The sequence below is a fragment of the Rhodopila sp. genome (assembly GCF_035548235.1).
Classification (GTDB): domain Bacteria; phylum Pseudomonadota; class Alphaproteobacteria; order Acetobacterales; family Acetobacteraceae; genus Rhodopila.
The window spans coordinates 1-21,899 of sequence record NZ_DASZTJ010000110.1 but is presented as its reverse complement, the minus strand read 5'-3'; the positions used below and the strand labels follow the sequence as shown (position 1 = coordinate 21,899).

Annotated in this window: 14 protein-coding genes; 8 read left to right on the top strand and 6 right to left on the bottom strand. The window is 68.6% G+C overall.

From position 1 onward, the window contains the following. Positions 1 to 483 precede the first annotated feature (483 nt). From VHB27_RS09725 to VHB27_RS09710, 4 genes are all read left to right on the top strand, one after another. Positions 484 to 3,810 (top strand): DUF7024 domain-containing protein, encoded by a 3,327-nt coding sequence (locus VHB27_RS09725; protein WP_325599727.1) that lies wholly within the window; start codon positions 484 to 486, stop codon positions 3,808 to 3,810. 154 nt (positions 3,811 to 3,964) lie between these two features. Beyond that, positions 3,965 to 4,984 carry an isopenicillin N synthase family dioxygenase gene (locus VHB27_RS09720; protein ID WP_325599726.1) on the top strand — a complete coding sequence of 340 codons (1,020 nt, stop codon included), beginning with the start codon at positions 3,965 to 3,967 and terminating at the stop codon, positions 4,982 to 4,984. Then, positions 4,977 to 5,915 carry an isopenicillin N synthase family dioxygenase gene (locus tag VHB27_RS09715; protein WP_325599724.1) on the top strand — a complete coding sequence of 313 codons (939 nt, stop codon included), beginning with the start codon at positions 4,977 to 4,979 and terminating at the stop codon, positions 5,913 to 5,915. The genes VHB27_RS09720 and VHB27_RS09715 overlap by 8 nt, the downstream gene beginning before the upstream one ends. Further along, on the top strand, positions 5,912 to 6,625 hold the full coding sequence (locus tag VHB27_RS09710; protein ID WP_325599722.1) for an ABC transporter ATP-binding protein: 714 nt from the start codon (positions 5,912 to 5,914) through the stop codon (positions 6,623 to 6,625). Before VHB27_RS09715 ends, VHB27_RS09710 begins: the two co-directional genes overlap by 4 nt. A 7-nt stretch (positions 6,626 to 6,632) precedes the next feature. On the opposite strand, the gene VHB27_RS09705 is transcribed toward VHB27_RS09710, so the two are convergent. From VHB27_RS09705 to VHB27_RS09680, 6 genes are all read right to left on the bottom strand, one after another. Beyond that, positions 6,633 to 7,370, bottom strand: coding sequence for an ABC transporter ATP-binding protein (locus tag VHB27_RS09705; RefSeq protein WP_325599720.1), 738 nt, complete (start codon positions 7,368 to 7,370; stop codon positions 6,633 to 6,635). Continuing rightward, on the bottom strand, positions 7,367 to 8,389 hold the full coding sequence (locus VHB27_RS09700; protein ID WP_325599718.1) for a branched-chain amino acid ABC transporter permease: 1,023 nt from the start codon (positions 8,387 to 8,389) through the stop codon (positions 7,367 to 7,369). Before VHB27_RS09700 ends, VHB27_RS09705 begins: the two co-directional genes overlap by 4 nt. Continuing rightward, complete coding sequence (locus tag VHB27_RS09695; protein WP_325599716.1) at positions 8,386 to 9,261, bottom strand: branched-chain amino acid ABC transporter permease; 876 nt, start codon at positions 9,259 to 9,261, stop codon at positions 8,386 to 8,388. The genes VHB27_RS09700 and VHB27_RS09695 overlap by 4 nt, the downstream gene beginning before the upstream one ends. A gap of 71 nt (positions 9,262 to 9,332) precedes the next feature. Then, positions 9,333 to 10,550: an amino acid ABC transporter substrate-binding protein gene (locus tag VHB27_RS09690; RefSeq protein ID WP_325599714.1), complete on the bottom strand. Its 1,218-nt coding sequence runs from the start codon at positions 10,548 to 10,550 to the stop codon at positions 9,333 to 9,335. Positions 10,551 to 10,744: 194 nt separating this feature from the next. Further along, complete coding sequence (locus VHB27_RS09685; protein ID WP_325599712.1) at positions 10,745 to 12,643, bottom strand: polymorphic toxin type 4 domain-containing protein; 1,899 nt, start codon at positions 12,641 to 12,643, stop codon at positions 10,745 to 10,747. A 53-nt stretch (positions 12,644 to 12,696) separates the two neighbouring features. Then, positions 12,697 to 14,277, bottom strand: a complete 1,581-nt coding sequence (locus VHB27_RS09680; protein WP_325599710.1) for an ABC transporter substrate-binding protein — start codon at positions 14,275 to 14,277, stop codon at positions 12,697 to 12,699. Positions 14,278 to 14,548: 271 nt separating this feature from the next. Here VHB27_RS09680 and VHB27_RS09675 point away from each other — a divergent pair, with 271 nt between their 5' ends. From VHB27_RS09675 to VHB27_RS09660, 4 genes are all read left to right on the top strand, one after another. Continuing rightward, on the top strand, positions 14,549 to 15,514 hold the full coding sequence (locus VHB27_RS09675; protein ID WP_325599708.1) for an AroM family protein: 966 nt from the start codon (positions 14,549 to 14,551) through the stop codon (positions 15,512 to 15,514). Positions 15,515 to 15,648: 134 nt separating this feature from the next. After that, entirely contained in the window at positions 15,649 to 16,314 is a 666-nt protein-coding gene (locus VHB27_RS09670) for an AroM family protein (RefSeq protein WP_325599706.1), read from the top strand. A 12-nt stretch (positions 16,315 to 16,326) separates the two neighbouring features. Further along, complete coding sequence (locus tag VHB27_RS09665) at positions 16,327 to 20,124, top strand: hydantoinase B/oxoprolinase family protein (RefSeq protein ID WP_325599704.1); 3,798 nt, start codon at positions 16,327 to 16,329, stop codon at positions 20,122 to 20,124. Positions 20,125 to 20,185: 61 nt separating this feature from the next. Next, positions 20,186 to 21,793, top strand: a complete 1,608-nt coding sequence (locus VHB27_RS09660) for an OPT/YSL family transporter (protein ID WP_325599702.1) — start codon at positions 20,186 to 20,188, stop codon at positions 21,791 to 21,793. The last annotated feature ends 106 nt before the right edge of the window (positions 21,794 to 21,899 follow it).

The following is a 21,899-nucleotide window of genomic DNA, read 5'->3' as shown; positions in this document are numbered from 1 at the left end:
TTCGCTCCGATCCCAGATTGTCCCTCCCCGGTCGGGGGCCTTACATCTTGCATCTTGGTCGGTACCCTTGGTGTGACAACCAGGGGAAAGACCGGCGCCGGGGTTCAGGTCGATGTTCGCACTCCCGGGTTGGGCTTGCAACCTGGAGAATCGCACGTTCCGCCTGTCCGCCGGCCAACTGTCCGCCGGGGCCGTGTCCGCGGCCCGGATGCCCGGTTCGCCGGCCGGCAGCGGCGCGGACGGCTGCTTCGGGTACGCTCGCGGCAGGCCGCATCGCCGCGCACCGGGAGCCGGCGACATGTTCGGACTTCGGACTTGAGTATCTGTTGCGGTTGTGCGCCCTATAGTTACGAAAAAACAAAGATCGGCCTCGGTTTGCAGGGGCTTAGCGGTAGTTGTTTGTGAATCGTATCATAGCGTCACTTGATAGTACATAGGTTTTTCCCCTAGGGTAAATTCGTTGCATCCGAAGGCGATCCAGCCATGAGCGGTGTGGACGAAAGTATTTCGATCTGCGTCGGTACTGTCAGACGTCCGTATTGCATCCAGAGATTCATCAACAGCGTGCGGGCCAACTTCCCCGACATCGCCATCGTCGTAGGGGACCAGGACCCGCCCAACCCGCACCTTCATGCTTTCTACGAAGCTCGGCGCGCCCAGGTCGTGTATGTGGAGGAAGATGCAGGCGTCGGCGCGGCGCGGAACGCCGCGATCGCCCAAATCCAGACGAAATATATCCTGTTCTGCGACGATGACTTCGTTTTCTCGCAGGAAACCAGGCTTGACGGCCCGCTACGCATCCTTGAACATGACGCGTCGATCGACATCGTCGGCGGTCTGGTCCGGGACATTGTCGGCGGAATCGACGCATCAACCGCGCGGGTCCGGCGCTGGGAGCATTTCTTCACGCTGGACCGCAAGCGCCGGATTCTCATGTCGACCTATATCGACGCTTTCACGCCGAAGCGGCGAGAGGTCGACGGCGTCCCCTATTTCCTCGCCGACACGGTCCTGAACTGGAAACTTGCCCGCAGATCGGCGTTCGACCGCGGCGCCGGATGGGACCCCCAGTTCAAATGCAATGGCGAACACAGCGATTTCTATCTGAATATCAAAGAAAACACCGATATCGGCGTCGCGTACTGCCCGAGCCTGATCGTCTATCATCATAGCCCGGATGACTTCAGCTACATGGTCAAGCGCGACGACCAGGACGGGTTCCGGAAACTCGGGGAGAAATGGGGGATCGACGAGGTTCTCGACATCCACGAGGACCAGCGCCGGATGATCCTGGCATCGGGCTGGATCCCGCGGCCGCGGGCGGAAACGGCGGACCCGGCATGGCCTCGGCGCGATTGGGTCGCGCCGATCGATGCCGGCACGCCCGGTCCTCTCGATCCGACGACATGGCCGGCGTCGCCGTGCTGGGTGGACGCGTCCGCCGTCACGTTGCGTGTCTTTTTCCCCGGCGGGGCCGTGCGTCTGACCGTGCAGGACGGCGCAAGCTTCAGCGTGCTCGTCGCCGTCGACAACCAATCCGGACGGCGCATCGGGTGTCTCGGCCCCAGGGCACCCAAGCTGTCATACAGGGCCCTGCACGGACAGGAGTCCGCGCCGGTGAGTCATGAACGGCGAGAAACGGCCCTGACGCACGACCTCATGCCGGGCATCACGTTCCACTTCGTTAACGTCGTGGTGGACTGGGACGCGAACACAGAGGAAACGTTCGAACTGGAGATCGACCTCCACACCCCGGAAGGCGGATGGCTCAATCAACAAGCAACCGCCATGCTGACCGTGGACAGGACGGCCAGGCCTGTCGTCCCAAGCGGCGAGGCCGCCGGCATGGTCATCGACTTCCGGGCCGCGGCGCTGCCGGATTTCCTGCTTCTGACGGAAGGGCTTTCCTTCGTCGAAGATTGGGGGCGGTGGTCCGACGCGAACCTCGCGGACCCGGTGATGTTCCGCTTCTTCGACGCGCTGCCGCTCAAGTTCCGGCTGGAGCTGACATGCATGGCGTTCGGGCCGAACGCCAATCGTCCGATCCGGATCGAGATCGGCGAGTGCGAGAGGACCTTCACCCCCATAGCCGCCAGCGGAACCTACCGGATCAACGTCGCCCTCGATCGCCCCGAGAGGACGATCAGGATCCGTCCGCCCGCGCCCACCAGTCCTGGCTCGCTGGATGAGCGGATCCAGGACGATCGGCTGCTTGGGATCGGCTTTGTCGAACTCAAGATCGTTCCGGTCGAAGTCGCTCACGCCACGCGGGACGGCCACCGCGACGACCCTGCCGAAGCAAGCTTCTGGGAGGCAGCGTACCGCCAAGTAGACCCCTGGAATTACAGGACGGACTACGAGCAGGAGAAGTATCGCCGCACGCTGGAGCTGGTTCCGCCCGGCCCGATCGGCCGCGCCCTCGAGATCGGCTGCGCCGAGGGACTGTTCACCGAGATGCTCGCGCCGTGCGTCGACCAACTCGTCGGATTGGATATTTCCGAGCTGGCGCTTGCAAGGGCGGCGAAGCGGTGCCAGAAGTTCACGAACGTTTCGTTCGAAATCGCTGATTTCAACCACTATCTGCCGGCCGGGCGGTTCGACCTGATCGTCTGCTCCGAAGTCCTCTACTATCAGAAAAATCAATCCACGTTTCAGCAGCTTGTCGGCCGGATCACCCGATCCCTGGCGCCGAACGGCCATCTGCTGATGGCGCATGCCAATAGCGTGAGCGACGACCGTACGACGACGGGCTTCGACTTCAGCGAGGTCGGGGCCGTCTTCATCGGAAAACAATTCGCCCGGTCCGCCAACCTCGCGTTTTTGAAGGAGCTGCGCACCCCCCTCTATCGCATCCAGCTCTTCCGCCATCGCGCCGCCCTTGCAAAGGCGGACGCGGAATCGTTGCCGGTCCGTCAATATCCGCGCGAAGTCATCGACCTGCCGGCCACCTTCATCCACACCCATATCAAATGGGGCGGCTGCGCCCTCACCTTCGCCGAGTCCCGGTATCATTACGAAACGGATTATGTTCCGATCCTGATGTACCACCGGATCGCGTCCGACAGCCCGCCGGACCTCGCCCCCTACACGCTCGATCCCGCGCGGTTCGAGCAGCAGCTTCAGTATCTGCAGCGCCATGGATATTCGACGGCGAAGACCGACGACATCTGGCATTTCAACTGCGCATCCAACGCCACCATGCCGGGCAAGTTCGTCGCGTTGACCTTCGACGACGGGTACCAGGATTTCGCGGACGTCGCCTGGCCCCTGCTGAAGCGCTATGGCTTCACCGCGACGGTCTACCTCCCGATCGACCATGTCGGCCGGCACGCGGATTGGGACCGCAACTACGGCGCCCCCGCGCCGCTGATGGACTGGGCGACCATCAGGGCGCTGGCGAAGGACGGCGTTTCCTTCGGTTCGCATGGCTGCTCGCACCGAAGCCTGCCCTCCCTCGCCCCTGCCGACCTTGCGCGGGAACTCCGGCAGTCGCGTGAGGTCATGAACCGCGAACTCGGCGCCCATCCCAAGGGGTTCTGCTTTCCATACACCGACTTCGATCCCGCGGTGATGGATGCGGTGAAGGGGGCGGCCTATGAATACGCGGTCGCCGGCATCGTGCCGGGCAACCTCGCCGCGACCCCCTACGCGCTGCCGCGGATCGAGGTCCGCAACGATGACGACCTGGACCGTTTCATCGCGAAGCTGCCGCCGCCGCGCCCGTCAAGCCAGGAGCGGCAGGCCGAATACCGGCGGATGCGCGCCATCCGCGATCGCGGGACCTATTTCACCCTGGACGATACGGGATAGCTTCCTTCCGGCAGCGGGTTTCGGCGCCCTGCCTGGCCGAACAGCCAGCCGACGGCGGTATAGACGCTTGACGCCGCCGTCGATCCGGTCCCGACTGCGGCCAGTGTTGTCGGCCTTCCCACCGCCGGCCGCAACGAAGCCAAGGACCCGCCCCATGACCGTCTATGCGCCGTCACTTGCCCCCATCCGCCACGATGCGCCAGAGGAGATCCCGGTCTTCGACCTCGGCCGCTACCGGTCCGGCGACCCCGCGGCGATGGCGGCCCTCGGCGCCGACCTGCGCCACGCCCTGGAGCAGGTCGGTTTCTATTTCGTCGTCAATCACGGCGTGCCAGCCGACCTGATCGCCGCCACGTTCAAGGCGGCCGAGGCGTTCCACAGCCAGCCGGAGGACGCGAAGCTCGCGCTGCGGATCAACCAGCACAATATCGGCTACCTGCCGTTCCGCTCCTCGGTCACGCGGCATTCCAAGCTGAACGCCAACAACCAGCCGAACCTGGTCGAGGCGTTCTTCGTCAAACGCGAAATGGATGCGTCGGAGCCCGAGGCGCCATTCCGAGCGCCCAACCGGTGGCCGGCCGGGGTCCCGGGATTCCGGGAGACGACGCTGGCTTACTGCAACGCCATGGAGGCGCTCGGGAAATCGCTCCTGCCCCTCTACGCCGTCGCACTGGGCCTGGCGCCTGACTGGTTCGACACTGCCTTCGCCGAACCGATGTACACGCTGCGGCTGGCGCATTATCCGCGCCAGGACGTGGTGGCGGAGAACGAATTCGGCCTGGCACCCCATTCCGACACCAGCTTCATGACCCTGCTGGCGCAGAACGACGTGCCGGGCCTGTCGATCCGGCTGCCGAACGGGCGCTGGCTGGACGCGCCGTCGCTGCCCGGCAGCATCCTGGTGAACGGCGGCGACCTGCTGCGGCGCTGGACCAACGACCGGTTCCTCGCCACCCCGCACCGCGTCATCAACCGCTCGGGGCAGGAGCGTTACGCGATCCCGTTCTTCATGGATTGCGGCTACGACTGGGTCATGGAATGCGCCCCCACCTGCCAAGGGACCGACAACCCGCCGAAATACCCCGCGATCACCTACCCCGACTACATGACCTGGTTCCGCAACCAGAACTACGCCGCGGCGGTGCAGACGACGGAGCCGCCCGCGAATGGCTGAACTGCCGATCATCCGGTTCGCCGGCGCCGGCGACCCCGAGATCGCCGCCCAACTGGACGCCACGTTCCGGAACACCGGCTTCTGCTACTTCGCCGATATCGGGATCGACCCGGCGCTGACCCAGGGCGTGTTCGCGGCGTCGCGCCGGTTCCACGCCCTGCCGCGCGCGGACAAGGACGCCATCGCGATGAACCGCTTCCATCGCGGCTACATGGCGCCCAAGAGTTCGATCATCGAAACCTCCTCTGTCGCGCAGGTCACCAAACCCAACGACAGCGAGTCCTTCATGCTGATGCATGAGGTGGCGCCGGACGATCCTCGCTTCGGCCGCCCGCTGGACGGGCCGAACCAATGGCCAGCCCTGCCCAGCTTCCGCGAACCCGTCGAAGCCTATGAGCGCGCCATGCACGCGTTCTGCCTGCGGCTGCTGCGCCCGATGGCGTTGGCCCTGGGCCTGCCGGACGACTGGCTGCTGCCGTTCTTTCAGCAGCCGACGACCTTCCTGCGCCTGCTGCACTACCCGCCGCAGGCCAAGGACGCACCGGACGATGCTTTCGGTTCCGCGCCGCACACGGATTACGGCTTCATCACCATCCTGGCGCAGGACGACCGCGGCGGGCTGGAAGTCCGGCGCAGCGACGGGACCTGGCTGCCTGCGCCCCCTATTCCCGGCACCTGGGTGGTGAACGTCGCCGACATGCTGTCGCGCTGGACCAATGGCCGCTGGCAGTCCACGCCGCACCGGGTGAAGAACCTGTCCGGCGGCGACCGCTATTCCTGCCCCTATTTCTTCGACATGGCGATGGACAGCATCGTCGACGTCGTGCCCACCTGCCGCGGCGCCGACAATCCGCCTCCGGTCCGCTACGGCGACTACCTGATGGAGCGGCTCGACCGCAACTACGCCTATCGCAAGTCGGCCGCGGCGTGACGGAAGGGGCGCTGGAGGTCGCGGGCCTGGCCTATGCCTATGACGGCGCGTTGGCCGTGCGGAACGTGTCGTTCACGGTCGAACCGGGCGAGATCGTCGCCCTGCTCGGCGCGAACGGGGCCGGGAAGTCCACCACCGTCAAGATGCTCGCCGGCGTCCTGCGCCCGCAGCACGGGACCATCCGGTTCGGCGGCCGGGACATCACCGGCGCGCCAAGCCACGTCGTCGTGCGCCAGGGCATCACGCTGGTGCCCGAGGGACGCCTCGTCTTCCCGCAGATGACCGTCGCCGAAAACCTGCGCCTCGGCGCCCACACGCGGGAGCGGTCCCGTGTCCCGACGCTGATGGACCGCGCCTTCGACCTGTTTCCGCGCCTGGCGGAGCGGCGCGGGCAGCTCGCCGGGTCCATGAGCGGGGGCGAGCAGCAGATGCTGGCCATCGCACGCGGCCTGATGGCGGAACCGCGCCTGATCATCCTGGACGAGCCCTCGCTGGGCCTGATGCCGAAAGTCACCCAGGAGCTGTTCCGGCTGATCGCGACGATCAACCGGGACGGCCTCAGCGTGCTGCTGGTCGAGCAGAACCTGCACCAGTCCCTGCGCATCGCCCATCGCGGGCACGTGCTGGAAAAAGGCGAGGTCGTCATGGCCGGCACCGGCCAGGAACTGCTGGCCGACGACTACGTCCGGCGGGCCTTCCTCGGTCGATAGGCCGGCCTCACGCCTCCTCCGCCTCCGGGGTGCCCAGGTAGGCGGCGATCACCCGCTCGTCGGCCGCGACCGCCTCGGGTGCTCCCTCCGCGATCAGCCGCCCGGCGTCCAGCACCAGGATCCTGTCGGAGACCTCCATGACCGACGGCATGTCGTGCTCCACCAGGACGACGGTGACGCCTTCTGCCCGGACGCGCCGCAACACGTCGATCATGGCGGCCGTCTCGGTCGGGTTCAGCCCCGCGCACGGCTCGTCCGCCAGCAGCAAGTCCGCCCGCGTGGCGATCGCCCGGGCCACCTCCAGGTGACGGAGTTGCCCGACGGTCAGGGTACTGGCCTGCCGATGGGCCAGGTAGGCGATGCCGGCCAGCTCCAGGGCCCGAGCGGTGGCGGCCGGAACGTCGCGGGGGCCGGCCTTGCCGAACAGGGCGCCGACCCGGACATTTTCCACCACCGACAGGTCGCGGAACGGTTTGGCGATCTGGAAGGCGCGCGCGACCCCCAGCGCCGCGATGCGATTGGTCGGCAAGCCCGTCAGCCGCTGCCGCCGCAGCCAGACCGACCCCGCGGTCGGCGCCAGGTAGCCGGTGACCAGGTTGAACAGCGTGGACTTGCCGGCACCGTTCGGGCCGATGACGCTGGTGATGGACCCCGTCTCGACGGCGAAGGACACGTCCGCCATCGCCTGCAGGCCGCGAAAGTTCTTCGACAGGCGCTCCACGCGCAGGATCGGTTCCGCGGTCATGGGACACCGGTCCGGCGGCGAAAGGTCCGTGGGCGCAAGGTCCGTGGGCGCAAGGTCCGTGTCAGGCCCAGGACGCCGCCCGGCGCGGCCAGGACCAGGATCACCAGCAGCAGGCCGGTGGCGAACAAATGGAAATCCAGCAGGCGTGCCAGGATCACCTGCGTCACGAACACCAGCAGGAACGCGCCGATGACGGGACCGAACAGCGTCCCCATGCCGCCGAGCAGCGAGAACACAACGAGGTTCAGGTTCGTGTCGTCGCGATAGACGGAATCGGTGGTGATATATCCCAGCGCGTGCGCGTAGATCACGCCCAGCATTCCCGTCAGGATCGCGCTGACCACGAACGCCGTGCGCTTGTACCGTTCCGTCGGCACGCCCAGCATGCGGGCGGTGTCCTCGTCCTCCCGGATGCTCAAAAGCCCGGCGCCGAAGCGGCTCCGCCGGATCAGCCAGGCGACCAGCAGGACGACCAGGCCGAACAGCAGGTAGGTTTCATAGAAGAAGGTTTCAGGCGCGACGTTGTCCGGGGCGACGGACGGGAAGTTCAGGCCCATGGAGCCTTGCAGCGCGTCGATGTTGTTGTTCAACTCTGCGCAGACATGGGCGACGCCCAGCATCGCGATGGCGAAGAACGTGCCGCGCAGCCGCAGGATCGGATAGGCGATCACCGCCGCCAGGACGGCGCACGCGGCCATCCCGGCGGCCAGCCCGAGGCACAAGGCCTCCACGGGCGCCAGGCTGGAGAACTGGACCTCCGCCAGGCCCGCCGCGAAGGCGCCGACGCCGATGAAGGCGGAATGGCCGAAGCTCGCATAGCCGGCGAACCCACCCAGGATGTTCCAGGCCACGGCCAGTCCCGCCGAGTACAGCATCAACTGTCCGACGCGGACGTAGAACGGCGGCAGCACCAGCGGCCCCAGGGCGAGCAGGACGGCGCAGGCCAGCGCCAGGGCAATCGAATGCGGGGCAATCGAGTGCGGGGCGATCGAGTTCGGGGCGATCGCGTATCGCTTCATCGGGATGCCGCGAACGCATTGCCCAGCAGGCCGTTCGGCCGGACCAGCAGCATCACCACCAGCAGCAGGAACATGGTCGCGTTCGGAAACGCCGGGCCGACATATTGCGCCGTCATCGTGCTGACCACGCCCAGCAGCAGGCCGCCGATCAGCGCGCCGGCCGGGCTGCCGACCCCGCCCAGCACCACCACGACGAAGGCGTTCAGCGTCCACAGCGCCTCATCGGCGGGGGAGAACGGCAGGATGATCCCGATCACGATCCCTGCCGCCCCGGCGAACGCCGCCGAAACGGCGAAGGTCAGGGCGTAGACATGCCGCACGTCGATCCCGCACAGGCGGGCGGCGAGGGTCTGCTGTGCCGTGCCGCGGATGACGCGCCCCAGCGGCGAGGCCTTCAGCAGCAGCGCGAGGCAGGACAGCAGGACCAGGCTCGCCAGCAGCGCGCTGACCCGGACTGCGTCGAAGGTCAGCCCGGCGACGTGGAACGAAGCGAAGGCATAGCTGGGCGTGATGTTCTTCATATCCGGCGAGAACACCCAGATCATCGCGTTCTGCAGCATCAGCGCGACCCCGAACGTCAGCAGCATGGACCCGAGGTTCGACCGGTCGACCGCCCGCTGGATCAGGAAGCGCTGGTATCCGTACCCCGCCACGAACAGCACGGCCATGACCAGCGGCATCGTCAGCAGGGGATCGACGTGCAGGGCATGGGAAAAGACCAGCGCCAGATAGGCCCCGATCAGGACCAGCACGCCGTGACTCAGGTTGATGACGTGCAGGACGCCGAAGATCAGCGAAAAGCCGACGGCGGACAAGGCATAGATGCCGCCCAGCACCAGGCCGTCGGCAAGGGTCTGGGCAATCAGGTGCATGGCCGTGTCCGCAAAGGCAGGCCGAGCGTCATGGTTCGGCTATCCCGCATGGACGTCCGGGACACCCACGCTCAAGCCTTCTTGTCCCAACTCGGCGCGGGATAGATCGGGCTGGCCGATTTCGCCTCCAGCGGGAACACCGTTTCCAGCTTGCCCTTCTGGACCTGGCCGATCATGCCGCCCATCAGCAGCGCGTCGCCGTCGCCCTGCGGCGTGAACTTGATACGGCAGTAGAATGTCTCGAAGTCGGCGGCGGCCAGCGCGTCCCGCACCGCCTCGGGCTTCGTCGTCTTCGCCGCCTGCATGGCCAGGACATAGGTCAGGATGCACGCCGCCGCGCCGGCCGTGTGATAGGCGATCGGGCGGGTGAACTTGCTGCGGTAATACGCCGCGAACTTGTGCGAATCCCCGAAGAACTTGTCCTTGTAGGGCACGTCCTCGTCCCAGTAGGTCGAGCACATCAGGTCTTCCGCGTATTTGCCCAGCGCTTCCCGGAATGAGGCAAGCTGCGGGCCCAGCCCCTGGAACAGCAGCTTCACGTTGGTTCCGCTCGCGACCATCTGCCGAGCGACCAGCAGCGAGTCCTCGTCGTGCATGACGCAGACAAGCAGGTCGGGGGTCTTGGCGCGCACGGAGCCCAGGACGCTGGACACGTCGGTCGGCTTCGCCGGCAGCTCATACGTATCGAGCCGCTTGAACCCGGCTTCGTCGCAGGACAGCCGCACCCCTTCGGCGGCGGTCTTGGAGAACGCGTCGTTCGTATAGATCACCGAATAGGTCTGGGGCAGGGGCTGCAGCGTCTTGAACAACGACGCGGCGGCCGCGAACTGGCGGGTCGCGCGCGGATACATCCCGAACACGTATTTGAAGCCGCGCGTGAAGATCGCGTCCGATCCGCCGCCGGTCTGCACCATCGGCTTGCGCGCCCGTTCGGTGATCGCCGCCGTGGGCAGGACGATGTTGCTTCCGAACGAGCCCAGGAAAAAGTCCGTGCCGTCGTCGATCTGCCGCTGGATCAGCGTCGTGGCGCGCGCGGGGTCGCTGGCGTCGTCGAACAGTTTCAGTTCGATCCGATATTTTTCCCCGGCGATCTCCACGCCGCCCAGCACGTCGTTCAGATAGCTGGCGGCGGTCAGATAGCCGTTGTTGACGTTCAGCCCGGTCTCTGCCGCCGCGCCGGTCAGCGGCACCGATCCGCCAAAAACCAGAGGCTTTGCCGCTGCCCGCGCAGAGCGGATCGCGGGCGTGGCGAGGACAGCGGCACCCAGAAGCACGTCGCGACGTTTCATCACCCATCTCCAGCACTCAGCGCTGGCTGTGCAAGATACATGCCCCCGGCACGGTAACCAACGGGCGGCGATCACGGCCGCCGGCGCCCTGCCGTCGCATCGCGCCGCGGCGGCGCCACCCCCGGCGGCATGACCGGGCGGCGGAACGCAAGGCAGCCGATCCCAGGTCGCCGCGCCACGGCGTCACGCGCCATTCAATCGCCCAGGAAATCCGCCGGGTTGACGGCGAGCGGCGGATCGATCGACACGGTCGCGACCTTGGCGGCCGGCGGGGCGGCCGTTTCGATGCTGATCTCGATCGGCGGGGGTTGGGAGACCGGTCCGGGGAATTCGATCTGGACCTTGTACGTGGCGGTCTTCAGGAACTCGGCGCCGGATGTCGGGCTCCAGCCCGAGGGTGTCGGGAACTTCCACGGAGTGACCGTGACCTTATAGGTCACCCTGCCGCCGCGCGCCTTCACCGCCTGGTGGAGGTCCCGCATCCAGCCTTCCATGCCCCGGTTCTGGAACAGCTGGTTCATCTCCTTGGGCGCCTCCATCAGGCCGGCGCCCGCCTCGTCGCCGAACCCCGGGCCGACGGCATGGCTCTTTTCCCAATCCTCCGGCTTCAGCCCCGGACCCTCCGGATCGATCAGCTTGCTGGAGCCGTTGTAATTCGGCGCCTGGTCGCGCGGGATCGGGTCCTTCAGCTCCCCTTCGATCGTCACATCATACGCCCCGTCCACGCTCGGCCCCTTGCTGACGCTCTTGACGCCGCCGGTGCCGGCCGTCCCCTTGTCGAAATCGTTCAGCTTGTAGCCAGGCTTTTCGGAGAACTTGGGCGGCGCCCCCTGCGTGGAGGCGGATTTGTTCTGCGATCCGCCACCCCCGCCGCTCGACATGGCGTGCGTCACCGCCGTCGACGTGGCCGCGGCGCCACCGCCCAGCTTGGCGGATTGCGCCATGGTCGTCGTCGCCTTGGTGGCTTCCTGCGCGACTTCGACCGGCATGCGGACCACGATGCCCTCGCTCGTCACGACGTCCGCGAACCCGGTCGGCGGCGGGCCCTTCAGCGGACCGCCGCCGCCTTTCGCGACGCCGTGCATGACGATCATGATCAGCCCGTTGACCACGGTGGTGCTGATGGCCTGCGCCAGGTGGTCGCCTGCCGCTTTCAGGTCGTCCTCGGTCTTCGCATCGCGCGCCTTGGCGAACTCGATCATCTCGTTGATGGCGTCGAACAGCACCGAACCGATGAAGATGCCGGTGATCGCCAGACCGATATCCGCCGCCCAGCCGGCCGGCGTGACCTGGGAAACGACGAAGGCGCCGGCGAAGGACAGCAGGGCGATGACGAAGGCCTTGGGCGTCACCATGCCCTCGATCTGGGCGACCATCGCGTTCGCCACCTTCGCATAGTCATAGGCCGCCAGCAGCTTGTCCTCGACCGACATGTGCGCGACGTCACGCGCCCCCGCCCCGTCCGCGGGCTGGGCACCGCCGCCCGTGGAGCCGCCGGCCGCCTGCGGGTCGGTCATTTGGGCGACCTGCGACTTCGGTCCCACCCGCGGATTGTCCAGCGCCCCCTGGTGCAGCGCCGCGACCTGCTCCGCGCTGAGCGGCGCCAGGCGCTTGCGTATGTCGTCGCGGTTGAAACCGTTCAGCGCTTCGGCGGCCTGCTGCCAGTCCTGCTCTTCCAGCCAGCCCCGGAAATCCTCGTCGAGCTGCTTCGCGCGGTCGGCATCGATCTGGGCTTGCGTCCGTCCCCCCGGATCGGGCTTGGGCGAGGCCCCTTGCTTCCGGTCGTGCTCGTAATGACCCCGGCTGTAGCCTTCGTTGTAGTCGACCTCGCCATCGCCGGCGCGCGGGCCGGGGTTGGCAGGGGCGCCGCTCAGCCCGTCCTGGTATCCCTGGTTGTAGTCGTCGGACGCGTTCGGACCTCCGTTCACCGGCGCGGGGCCCGGCGCACCCGCCGCCGCCTGGACCGCACCTGAGGTCTCCCCTGAAGTCTCCCCTGAAGTCTCCCCTGGGGCCTCGGCCGGCGGCTCCCGGGTGGAGATGCCGGTGAAGCGGGTCGACCAGCTATGGATATCCTCCGTGAGTGTATCCGACATGAGTCCGTCTCCCGTCGTTATACCCTTGAAACCGGTTCCTGGTCGCGAAGCCCCTATGCGCGCCGGATGTTCCAGAACAGCGGCATCCCCGTCAGCCCCCCGGTCAGGGACCGGTTCTGGGTCGTCGGCTGGAAGAACTGCCCCAGCGGCAGGAAGGGCACGTCCACGAAGGCCTGGGCCTGGATCGACGCGGCGATCCGCTTCTGCTCCGCGGGGTCCGTCGCCGCCAGCCACTGGTCGCGAAGCTGCTCCAGCTTCGGCGCGTCCGGCCAGCCGAACCAGGCGGACCCGCCGTTGCCGCGCAGCGCGAGGTTGCTGGCGGGACTGGACATGTCGGCGCCGGTGAAGGTGGTGATGAACACGTTCCAGCCGCCCTTGTCCGGCGGCGCCTTGCTCGCGCGCCGGCGGATCACGCTGCCCCAGTCCATGGCCTGCAGGTCGACGTTCAGTCCGCAGTGCCGGAACATGTCGGCCGCGACGTTGCACAGCGCATCGATGCGCGGGTAGTCGCTGGGCGTCATCACCACGACCTTCTCGCCCTTGTAGCCGGCGGCTTCGATGGCGCGCTTGGCGCCCGCGACGTCGCGTGGCTTGCTCAGCACCGCCAGGCCGGCATCGCTGGCCATCGGCGTGCCGGGCGCGAAATAGCCGATGCCGGTCCGCGACGCCCCCGGCGTGTCGCCGACGACGGCGGCCATGAACTCCGACTGGTCCAGCGCCATCAGCAAGGCCCGGCGGATCGCCGGGTTGTTGAAGGGCGGAAACAACTGGTTCATCCGCAGCAGGCCGATATTGCCGGTGACCTCCACCACGAAGGTCTTGAGGTCGGGCGCCCGCTTCATCAGCGGCAGCAGGTCGAACAGCGGCTGCTCCCACCAATCGGCCTCGCCGCGCTGCATCGCCGCGGCGGCGGTGGCGCCGTCGGGGATCACGTTCCAGACGACCCGGTCGAAATGAACCTGCTTGGGGCCGGCGGTCCAGTCCGGCGTCCCGTCCTCGCACGGGCGGTAGCCGGCGAAGCGTTCATAGACGACCCGCGAGCCGACCACCCGCTCATCGGCCAGGAAGCGGAACGGGCCGCTGCCGACCATCTCCGTCACTTGCTTGAACGGATCGGTCTTCGCCAGCCGTTCCGGCATGATCGGCAGCATGTTGATGCCGATCTTGCCCAAGGCCTCCGGGAGCAGCGGGAACGGCTGTTTCAGACGGAACTGGATGGTACGGTCGTCGGGCGCGGACAATTCGTCGGTCATCAGCATCAGCGTCTGGCCGAAGGCGTCGCGCTTGCTCCAGCGCAGGATGCTGGCGACGCAGTCGCGCGCCAGGACAGGTGTATTGTCGTGGAACCGCAGCCCGTCCCGCAGCGTCAGCCGCCACAGCCGGCCGTCCTGCTCCGTCGTGTGGCCGGCGACCATCTGCGGCCGGACGCGGAAATGGCTGTCCTGGCCATACAGCGTGTCGAACACCAGGTAGCCATGGTTGCGGGTGACGTAGACCGAGCTCCAGACAGGATCCAGCACCGTCACGTCCGCCTGCGGGATGAAGCGCAGCACGCTTTGGGTTTCGGCCCGCACCAGGGCAGGGCGAGCGAGCGTGGCCGATGCGCCTGCCCCTAGGAAAGTACGGCGTTTCATATGACGGGCCTCCGATACGGACCGAGACGATCCTATTACGATCTCGGTATGTCCAGCGGAACTTTAGCGACCGGCCGCGTCCCGGTCAGCCGCGTCGTATCTCCCATGACCAGGACGACCGACCGGGATGGGCGCCTCGGCATCGTTGAACAGGGTTCCCGCCGCCGTGCATTTGATCCTTGTCGATCATGCCTGCATGTGTAACGACTTCGCCGCTCCTCATGGATTCCGATATGGCCCGGCGCGCGCAAGCCGGCTTAGGATGCGCCCCATGACCCCCATGCGCGTGGCCTTCGTCACGATCGGCCAGGCGCCGCGCGACGACGTGGTGCCGGAGTTGCTGTCACTGCTGACGGCGGGTCCCGACGACGTCGAGCCCGCCCAGTTCGGCGCGCTCGACGGCCTGACGGAAGCCGAAATCGCCGCGCCCGCCGCGCGCGAAAGCCGGCTGTATACGCGGCTCGCGACCGGACGCCATGTCGTCGTCGGCGCCGGGTTCGTCGCAAGGCGGCTGGAGCCCCTGCTGCTCCGGCTGGACGACTGCGGCTACGACCTGATCGTCCTGATCACGACCGGCGTCTTCCAGCCCTTCCGCCTGCGCACCCTGTTCGTGCACGGACAGCAGGCGGTCGACGCCTGGATCGCCGCGCTGGTGATGGGCGCGTGCGAGCTGGGCCTGATGTATCCGCTGGCGCAGCAGCACCGCCCCTTCGCGCATGGCACGCTGATCCAGAACGCCCAGGCCGTGGCCGCGACCGGTGAGGCCAGCCGCCTGGACGACGCCGCCGCGCAGCTTGGCCAGGCGTCGCTGATCCTGATGCACTCGGTCGGGTACACCGAGGCGATGGCGCGGCACGTCGCCGCCCTGACCGGCAAGCCCGTGGTGACCGCCCGCCGGATCATCGCGGGCGCGATCCGCCTGCACGCCGACCTGCTGCACGCTGCCCCCGCACGGCAGACCGCGGCCGCGCCGTTCCAGCCCGACATGCTCCAACCCGACATGGCCCAGTCGGACGTCCTGGGCGACCGCCTGCCGGACGGCGCGGAGCAGTTGACACCGCGCGAGCAGGAGGTGCTGGCCGCCGCGTTGAGGGGCGAGGGCAACAAGGTGATCGGCCGCCGCCTGGGCATCAGCCACCGCACGGTCGAGGTCCATCGCGCCCGAGCGCTGTCGAAGCTGAACGCCGCGTCGCCGACGGAGGTGATCCGCCGGATGCTGATCATGGGCAATCGCTGACCAGGTACTGAACACGTTGCCCAGGAAAGCGGCGCAACGGCCGCGTTTTCCGGCCTGTTGTACGGGCTCGCCCTTATGCCCAGCCTCGGCTTTTGCGTCCTATCCTGCTCGGGTTGCCTGCCTGGAGGATGAGTGTGCCCAAACGGATCGCCTTCGTGACCATCGGCCAATCGCCCCGCGACGACGTGATGCCCGATATCGCGGCCGAGTGCCGGACCGTGTTCACCCCGACCGAGATCGGCGTGCTGGACGACCTGGACGAAGCCGGCATCGCTGCCTGCGCGCCCCGGCCGGGCGATTCCATCCTTGTGTCCCGCCTGCGGGACGGACGCGGCGTGCTGCTGGGCAAGCCGGCGGTCGAGCGGCGCCTGCACGCGATCTTCGCCGCCCTGGACACCCAGGGCTTCGACCTGGTCGTGCTGCTGTGCACGGGCACGTTCGGGCATTTCACACTGCGCACCCGGTTCCTTGAACCGCAGCTCGTCGTCGACAATTTCATGCCGGGCCTGGCCTATGGCGCGAAGACCCTGGGCGCGCTGCTGCCCGAACCCGGCCAGGCCGCGGATTTCGCCGGGCTGCCCGGGGTGGCGACGGTCACGGCCTCGGCCTCGCCCTATGCGGCGGACCCGTTCCCGGCGCTGCGGGACGCGGGCGCCCGGCTCGCCGACGCGGACATGATCATGATGCACTGCATCGGCTTCACCGAGGCGATGCGCCAGGCGGTGATGCAGGCCGCCGGCCGGCCCGTGCTGCTGTCGCGCCGCCTCGTCGCCCATGCCATCGACCTGCTGCTGACCTGAGCGTCCTTGATCATGCGCAACCTTCGCCTCGGCTTCGACATTGGCGGCACCTTCACCGATTTCGTGCTCGCCGACCCCGCCACCGGCGCGCTGCGCCTGCATAAGTGCCTGACCACGCCGGAAGACCCGGCAATCGGTGCGCTGGACGGCCTGCGCCGGATCGTCGCCGACCACGGCGCCCGGTTCTCCGACGTGGCGGAGATCGTCCACGGCACCACGCTCGTCACCAACGCGGTGATCGAGCGCAAGGGGGCACGCCTCGGCCTGATCACCACCGCCGGGTTCCGCGACGTGCTGGAGGCCGGGACCGAACAGCGTTACGACATCTACGACCTGTTCCTGACCTTTCCGGAACCGCTGGTCCCCCGCCGCCGCCGGCTGGAAGTGACGGAACGCGTCGACCGCGACGGCAACGTCGTCACCGCGCTGGACGCCGACAGCGTACGCCGCGCCGCCCGCGCGCTGCGCGACGCCGGTGCGCAGGCCGTCGCCATCTGCTTCCTGAACGCCTATCGCGAACCGAAGCACGAGCGCGATGCCGCCGCGATCGTGGCGGAGATGCTGCCGGGCATCCCGATCTCCCTGTCCTCGGACGTGGTGGCGGAGATCGGCGAGTACGCCCGCTGCGTCACCACCTGCGCCAACGCCTATGTGCAGCCGCTGATGGCCGCCTACCTGCAGCGGCTGGAGCAGGCGTTGCGCAGCTCCGGCTTCACCGGCCCGCTGCGGCTGATGCATTCCGCCGGCGGCCTCGTCTCGGTCGAGGCCGCTCGGGCGGTGCCGATCCGGCTGCTGGAATCCGGCCCGGCGGGCGGCGCCCTGGCGGCGGCCCTGCTGGGCGAACGCGCCGGGCACCGCGACCTGCTCGCCTTCGACATGGGCGGCACGACGGCCAAGGCCTGCCTGATCGAGGACGGCCGCGCACAGATCGCCCCGATGCTGGAGGCCGGGCGGGAACACCGGTTCAAGAAGGGGTCCGGGCTGCCGATCAAGGCCGCCACGGTGGACATGATCGAGATCGGCGCCGGCGGCGGCTCCATCGCCGCGATCGACACCGTGGGACTGCTGCGCGTCGGCCCCCGCTCCGCCGGCGCCGCGCCGGGCCCCGCCTGCTACGGCAAGGGCGGCGCGGAACCCACCGTGACCGACGCGAACCTGGCCCTGGGCTACTACGACCCCGCGTTCTTCCTGGGCGGCACCATGGCGCTGGACGTCGGCGCCGCCCGCGCCGCCATCGCCCGCCTGGCCGGACCGCTGGGCCTGAGCGTGGAACAGGCTGCCTGGGGCATCCACAAGGTCGTGGTGGAGGCCATGGCCGATGCGGCCCGCGTCTACCTGGTGGAGCGCGGCAAGGACCCGCGCCGCTATGCCATGGTCGGCTTCGGCGGCGCCGGCCCGGCCCATGCGGCCGAGGTCGCCCGCGCCCTGGGCATGTCGGAACTGGTCGTCCCCCCCGCCTCCGGCGCGGCCTCGGCGCTGGGCTTCCTCGCCGCCCCGCTCTCCGCCAGCCGCGTGCGCTCCCGCCTGATGCGCCTTGGCCAGAGCGCCGACCTGGCGGAGGTCGAGACGGTGCTGCGGGCGCTGGAGGCCGAGGCACGCACCGAACTCGCCGCCGGCGGCGTGGCCGACGTCGCGCGGGTCGAACGCAGCGCCGACATGCGCCTGGCCGGCCAGATGCACGAGATCAGCGTGCCGCTGCCCGACGCGGCCCTGGCGGCGGACAGCCTGCCCGCCCTGGAAGCGGCGTTCGAGGCCGCCTACACCGCACGCTATGCCGCGCTGCAGCCAGGGGCGACGATCGAGGCGGTGAATTTCCGCGTCACCGTCACCGGTCCGACGCCCGTCCTGACCTTGCACGAGCCCGGGGACGCCGCGCAGGCCGCCCGCAAGGGCGAACGCCAGGCGTGGTTCGGCGAGGGGTTCGTCACCACCCCCGTCTACGACCGCTACGCCCTCGCGCCGGGCAGCGAGATCGCCGGCCCCGCGATCGTGGAGGAGCGCGAAGCCACCACCGTCGTCGCCCCCGGCGACACGCTGCGCGTCGACGCCGCCGGCAACCTGCGCATCGCCATCGGCGCCGCCAGCGCCATGACCCTGGTGCGCCCCGACATGACCCAGGAACAGGCAAGGGCGGCGATCGAGGCCGATCCGATCGCGCTGGAGATCATGTGGAGCCGTCTGACCACCGTCGTCGACGAGATGTGGCTGACGATCATCCGCACCGCCTTCTCCCTGATCATCGCCGAATCGCAGGACTTCGCCTGCGAACTGCTGGATCCGGCCGGCGAGACGCTGGCGCATTCGCCGCGTGCGATGCCGGTCTTCAACCTGACGCTGCCGCGCGCCGTGAAGGCCCTGCTGGCCCGTTTCCCGGCCCATACGCTGCAACCCGGCGACATGCTGGTGACTAACGATCCCTGGCTCTGCGCCGGGCATCTGTACGACATCGCCGTGGTCTCGCCGGTGTTCCGCGACGGACAGGTCGTGGCGCTGGTCGGCACGGTCGGCCATGTCGCGGATATCGGCGGCACGCGCGACAGCCTGCGGGCGCGCGAGATCTTCGAGGAAGGGCTGCAGATCCCGCCGATGAAGCTGGCCCGCGCCGGCGTCGACAATGAGGACCTGTTCGCGCTGATCAACGAGAACGTACGCAACCCCTCGCAGGTGATCGGCGACATCCAGGCCTTCATGGCGGCCAACCGGATCGGCGCGCAGCGGCTGTGCGCGTTCATGGACGAGTACGGCCTGGCCGATCTCAGCGCCTTGGCCGGCATCGTGCAGGACCGGGCGGAACAGGCCATGCGCGCCGCGATCCGCGCCCTGCCGGACGGGATATACGAAAGCCGCGTCTCGCTCAGCCCCGTGGACGCGAAGATCACGCTGCCGCTGCGGCTGACCGTTTCAGGTGACACGATCGACCTGGACTTCGCCGGCGCGCCGCCGCAACTGGCGCAGGGCGGTGTCAACTCGACGCTGAACTACACGGCGGCGCACGCGACCTATCCGCTGAAATGCATGCTGACGCCGAACGTGCGCGGCAATGCCGGCTGCTATCGCCCGTTCCGGGTGACGGCGCCCGAAGGCTCGATCCTGAACTGCGTCCGGCCCGCGGCGGTGGCGGCGCGCACCCGCACCGGCTGGTACCTGGCCCCGGCCGTGTTCGCCGCGCTGGCGGACGCCGCGCCGGACGCCGTGCAGTCGCCGACCGGGCTACCGGTCGCGGTGACGGTCTCCGGCCGCGACGCCGAGGGGCGGTTCTATGCCGATCACCTGTTCATGGGCGGCGGCCAGGGCGCCAGCCGCCACGGCGACGGCAAGTCCGGGCTGCTCTATCCGACCTCGGCCGCCAACACCGCCATCGAGGTGTTCGAGGCGCGCGTCCCCGTCCTGGTGGAGGAAAAGACCTTCCTGCCCGATACCGGCGGCGCCGGCGCCACGCGCGGCGGCCTGGGCCAGCGCGTGCGGTTCCGCAAGCTGCACGACGACGGCCAGCCGACCCTGGCCGCCCTGTTCCCGGAAGGCGTGAAGGCCGTGCTGCCGGGGCTGGCCGGCGGACAGCCGGGCGCCAAGGCCTTTGCCGGCGTACGCACCCCCGACGGCACGCTGCTGCGCGATTGCGGCCCCGGCGAACTGGTGACCCTGACCCGCCCCGGCGAGGTCGCCGAGATCGTCTTCGCCGGCGGCGCCGGCCATGGCGCGCCGCTCCATCGCCCGGCCGCCGCCGTCGCCGAGGACCTGCGCGACGGCCGCATCACCGAAACCGCGGCGCGCGAGATCTACGGCGCCGGCCTCAGTCCCGCCGCAGAATGACGCCGCAGCGTGACCGGGCACCGACGGAGCGGCCAGCACAGACATCCACGGAGTGATCAGCATGGACATCGCGACACCTGACGTCCCCCCGGTTGCTCCGGCCGCCGCACGCCATCCGACGCTGTTCGAACCGGCGACGCTGATCCTGCTGACCGTGCTCTGCGTCATCGGCGCGATCATCGGCATGCAGCTTCTGGTGACGCTGGGCGTGACGGCGAACACCTCCATCGTCGGCGCCCTGATCGCCATGGCGCTGGCACGGGTGCCGTTGCGCGCCTTCAGCCGCTACCGCTCGATCCACGTGCAGAACCTGGCGCAGAGCGCGATTTCCGCCGCCACGTTCGGGGCGGGCAACGCGCTGCTGCTGCCGATCGGCATCCCCATGCTGATGGGCCGGGCGGACCTGGTGCTGCCGCTGCTGGGCGGGGTGGCGCTGGCCATGCTGGTGGACGGCACGATGCTGTACCGGATGTTCGGCTCCCGCGCCTTCCCGGCCGAGGGCGCCTGGCCGCCCGGCGTCGCGGCGGCGGAGGCGATCCGAGCGGGCGATGAGGGGGGACGGCGGGTGCTGGTGCTGGGCGGCGGCGTGCTGGCCGGCATCGTGGGCACGGGGTTCCTGGGCATCCCCATGTCGGCCTTCGGCGTCGCCTTCATCGGCAATGTCTGGGCGCTGACCATGTTCGGCATCGGGTTGCTGCTGCGGGGCTACGCGCCGCACCTGTTCTCCGCCTGGCTGCCCGGCGGGGACATCGGCAAGGCCTTCGTGCCGCACGGCATCATGATCGGCGCCGGCCTGGTGGCGCTGGTGCAGGTGGCGTTCGTCCTGTCGGCCCGCCGGGCAGCGAGCGACATGACGGGCCCGGGCTCGGGCCGCGTGCTGGGCATGGGCGCGGCGGCCTATCTGGTGATCGCGGTGCTGATCGCGCTGGGCGGCGGGCTGGCGGCGGACCTGTCGCCGGGCATGCTGGTCGCGTTCGTGATCTATGCCGCCTTCGCCGCCCTGGTGCATGAACTGATCGTGGGGCTGGCGGCGATGCATTCCGGTTGGTTCCCGGCTTTCGCCGTGGCGCTGATCACGCTGATCATCGGCATGCTGATCGGCTTCCCGCCCATCGCCTTGACGCTGCTGGTCGGGTTCTCGGCCGCCACCGGACCGGCCTTCGCGGACATGGGCTACGACCTGAAGGCCGGGTTCATGCTGCGGGGCAACGGCGCCGACCCGGTCTTCGAGGCGGACGGGCGGTTCCAGCAATACCTCGCAGCGGTGTTCGCCTTCGTCGTCGCCGGCGTGGTCGTGCTGGTATCCTACCGCGGCTATTTCGCCGCCAACCTGGTGGCGCCGGTGGCCAAGGTCTATGTCGCGACGATCAAGGCCGGCGCGACGCCGGGCGCGGTCCGGGCGTTGCTGACCTGGGCCGTTCCGGGGGCAGCGCTGCAACTGATCGGCGGCCCCAAGCGCCAGTTGGGCGTGCTGTTCGCGACCGGCATGCTGATCGTCTTCCCCGCCGCCGGCTGGGCCGTCCTGGCCGGCGTCGCCTCTCGGCTGGCCTATGGCTATCTCCGCGGCGGGCCGGCTCAGCGGGAAATGGAGGTCTTCGCCGGCGGCGTCATCGCCGGAGACGCGCTGACCGGGTTCTATACCGGCATCGTATCCAACCTGCGGCGGTAGGCGCGGCCGCCTTCGTTGGCCCGCCCGCCCTGCGGTCACGGTATCGTTTCAGCCGATATTATACTGGCCGGCGCCGATCGCGACCGTCGTCGTCATGGCCGGGACA

Coding starts and splice junctions, on each gene's coding strand:
- VHB27_RS09660 (WP_325599702.1), top strand. CDS start 20,186: ATGGACATCGCGACACCTGACGTCCCCCCGGTTGCTCCGGCCGCCGCA.
- VHB27_RS09725 (WP_325599727.1), top strand. CDS start 484: ATGAGCGGTGTGGACGAAAGTATTTCGATCTGCGTCGGTACTGTCAGA.
- VHB27_RS09675 (WP_325599708.1), top strand. CDS start 14,549: ATGACCCCCATGCGCGTGGCCTTCGTCACGATCGGCCAGGCGCCGCGC.
- VHB27_RS09720 (WP_325599726.1), top strand. CDS start 3,965: ATGACCGTCTATGCGCCGTCACTTGCCCCCATCCGCCACGATGCGCCA.
- VHB27_RS09680 (WP_325599710.1), bottom strand. CDS start 14,277: ATGAAACGCCGTACTTTCCTAGGGGCAGGCGCATCGGCCACGCTCGCT.
- VHB27_RS09705 (WP_325599720.1), bottom strand. CDS start 7,370: ATGACCGCGGAACCGATCCTGCGCGTGGAGCGCCTGTCGAAGAACTTT.
- VHB27_RS09700 (WP_325599718.1), bottom strand. CDS start 8,389: ATGAAGCGATACGCGATCGCCCCGAACTCGATCGCCCCGCACTCGATT.
- VHB27_RS09690 (WP_325599714.1), bottom strand. CDS start 10,550: ATGAAACGTCGCGACGTGCTTCTGGGTGCCGCTGTCCTCGCCACGCCC.
- VHB27_RS09685 (WP_325599712.1), bottom strand. CDS start 12,643: ATGTCGGATACACTCACGGAGGATATCCATAGCTGGTCGACCCGCTTC.
- VHB27_RS09715 (WP_325599724.1), top strand. CDS start 4,977: ATGGCTGAACTGCCGATCATCCGGTTCGCCGGCGCCGGCGACCCCGAG.
- VHB27_RS09665 (WP_325599704.1), top strand. CDS start 16,327: ATGCGCAACCTTCGCCTCGGCTTCGACATTGGCGGCACCTTCACCGAT.
- VHB27_RS09695 (WP_325599716.1), bottom strand. CDS start 9,261: ATGCACCTGATTGCCCAGACCCTTGCCGACGGCCTGGTGCTGGGCGGC.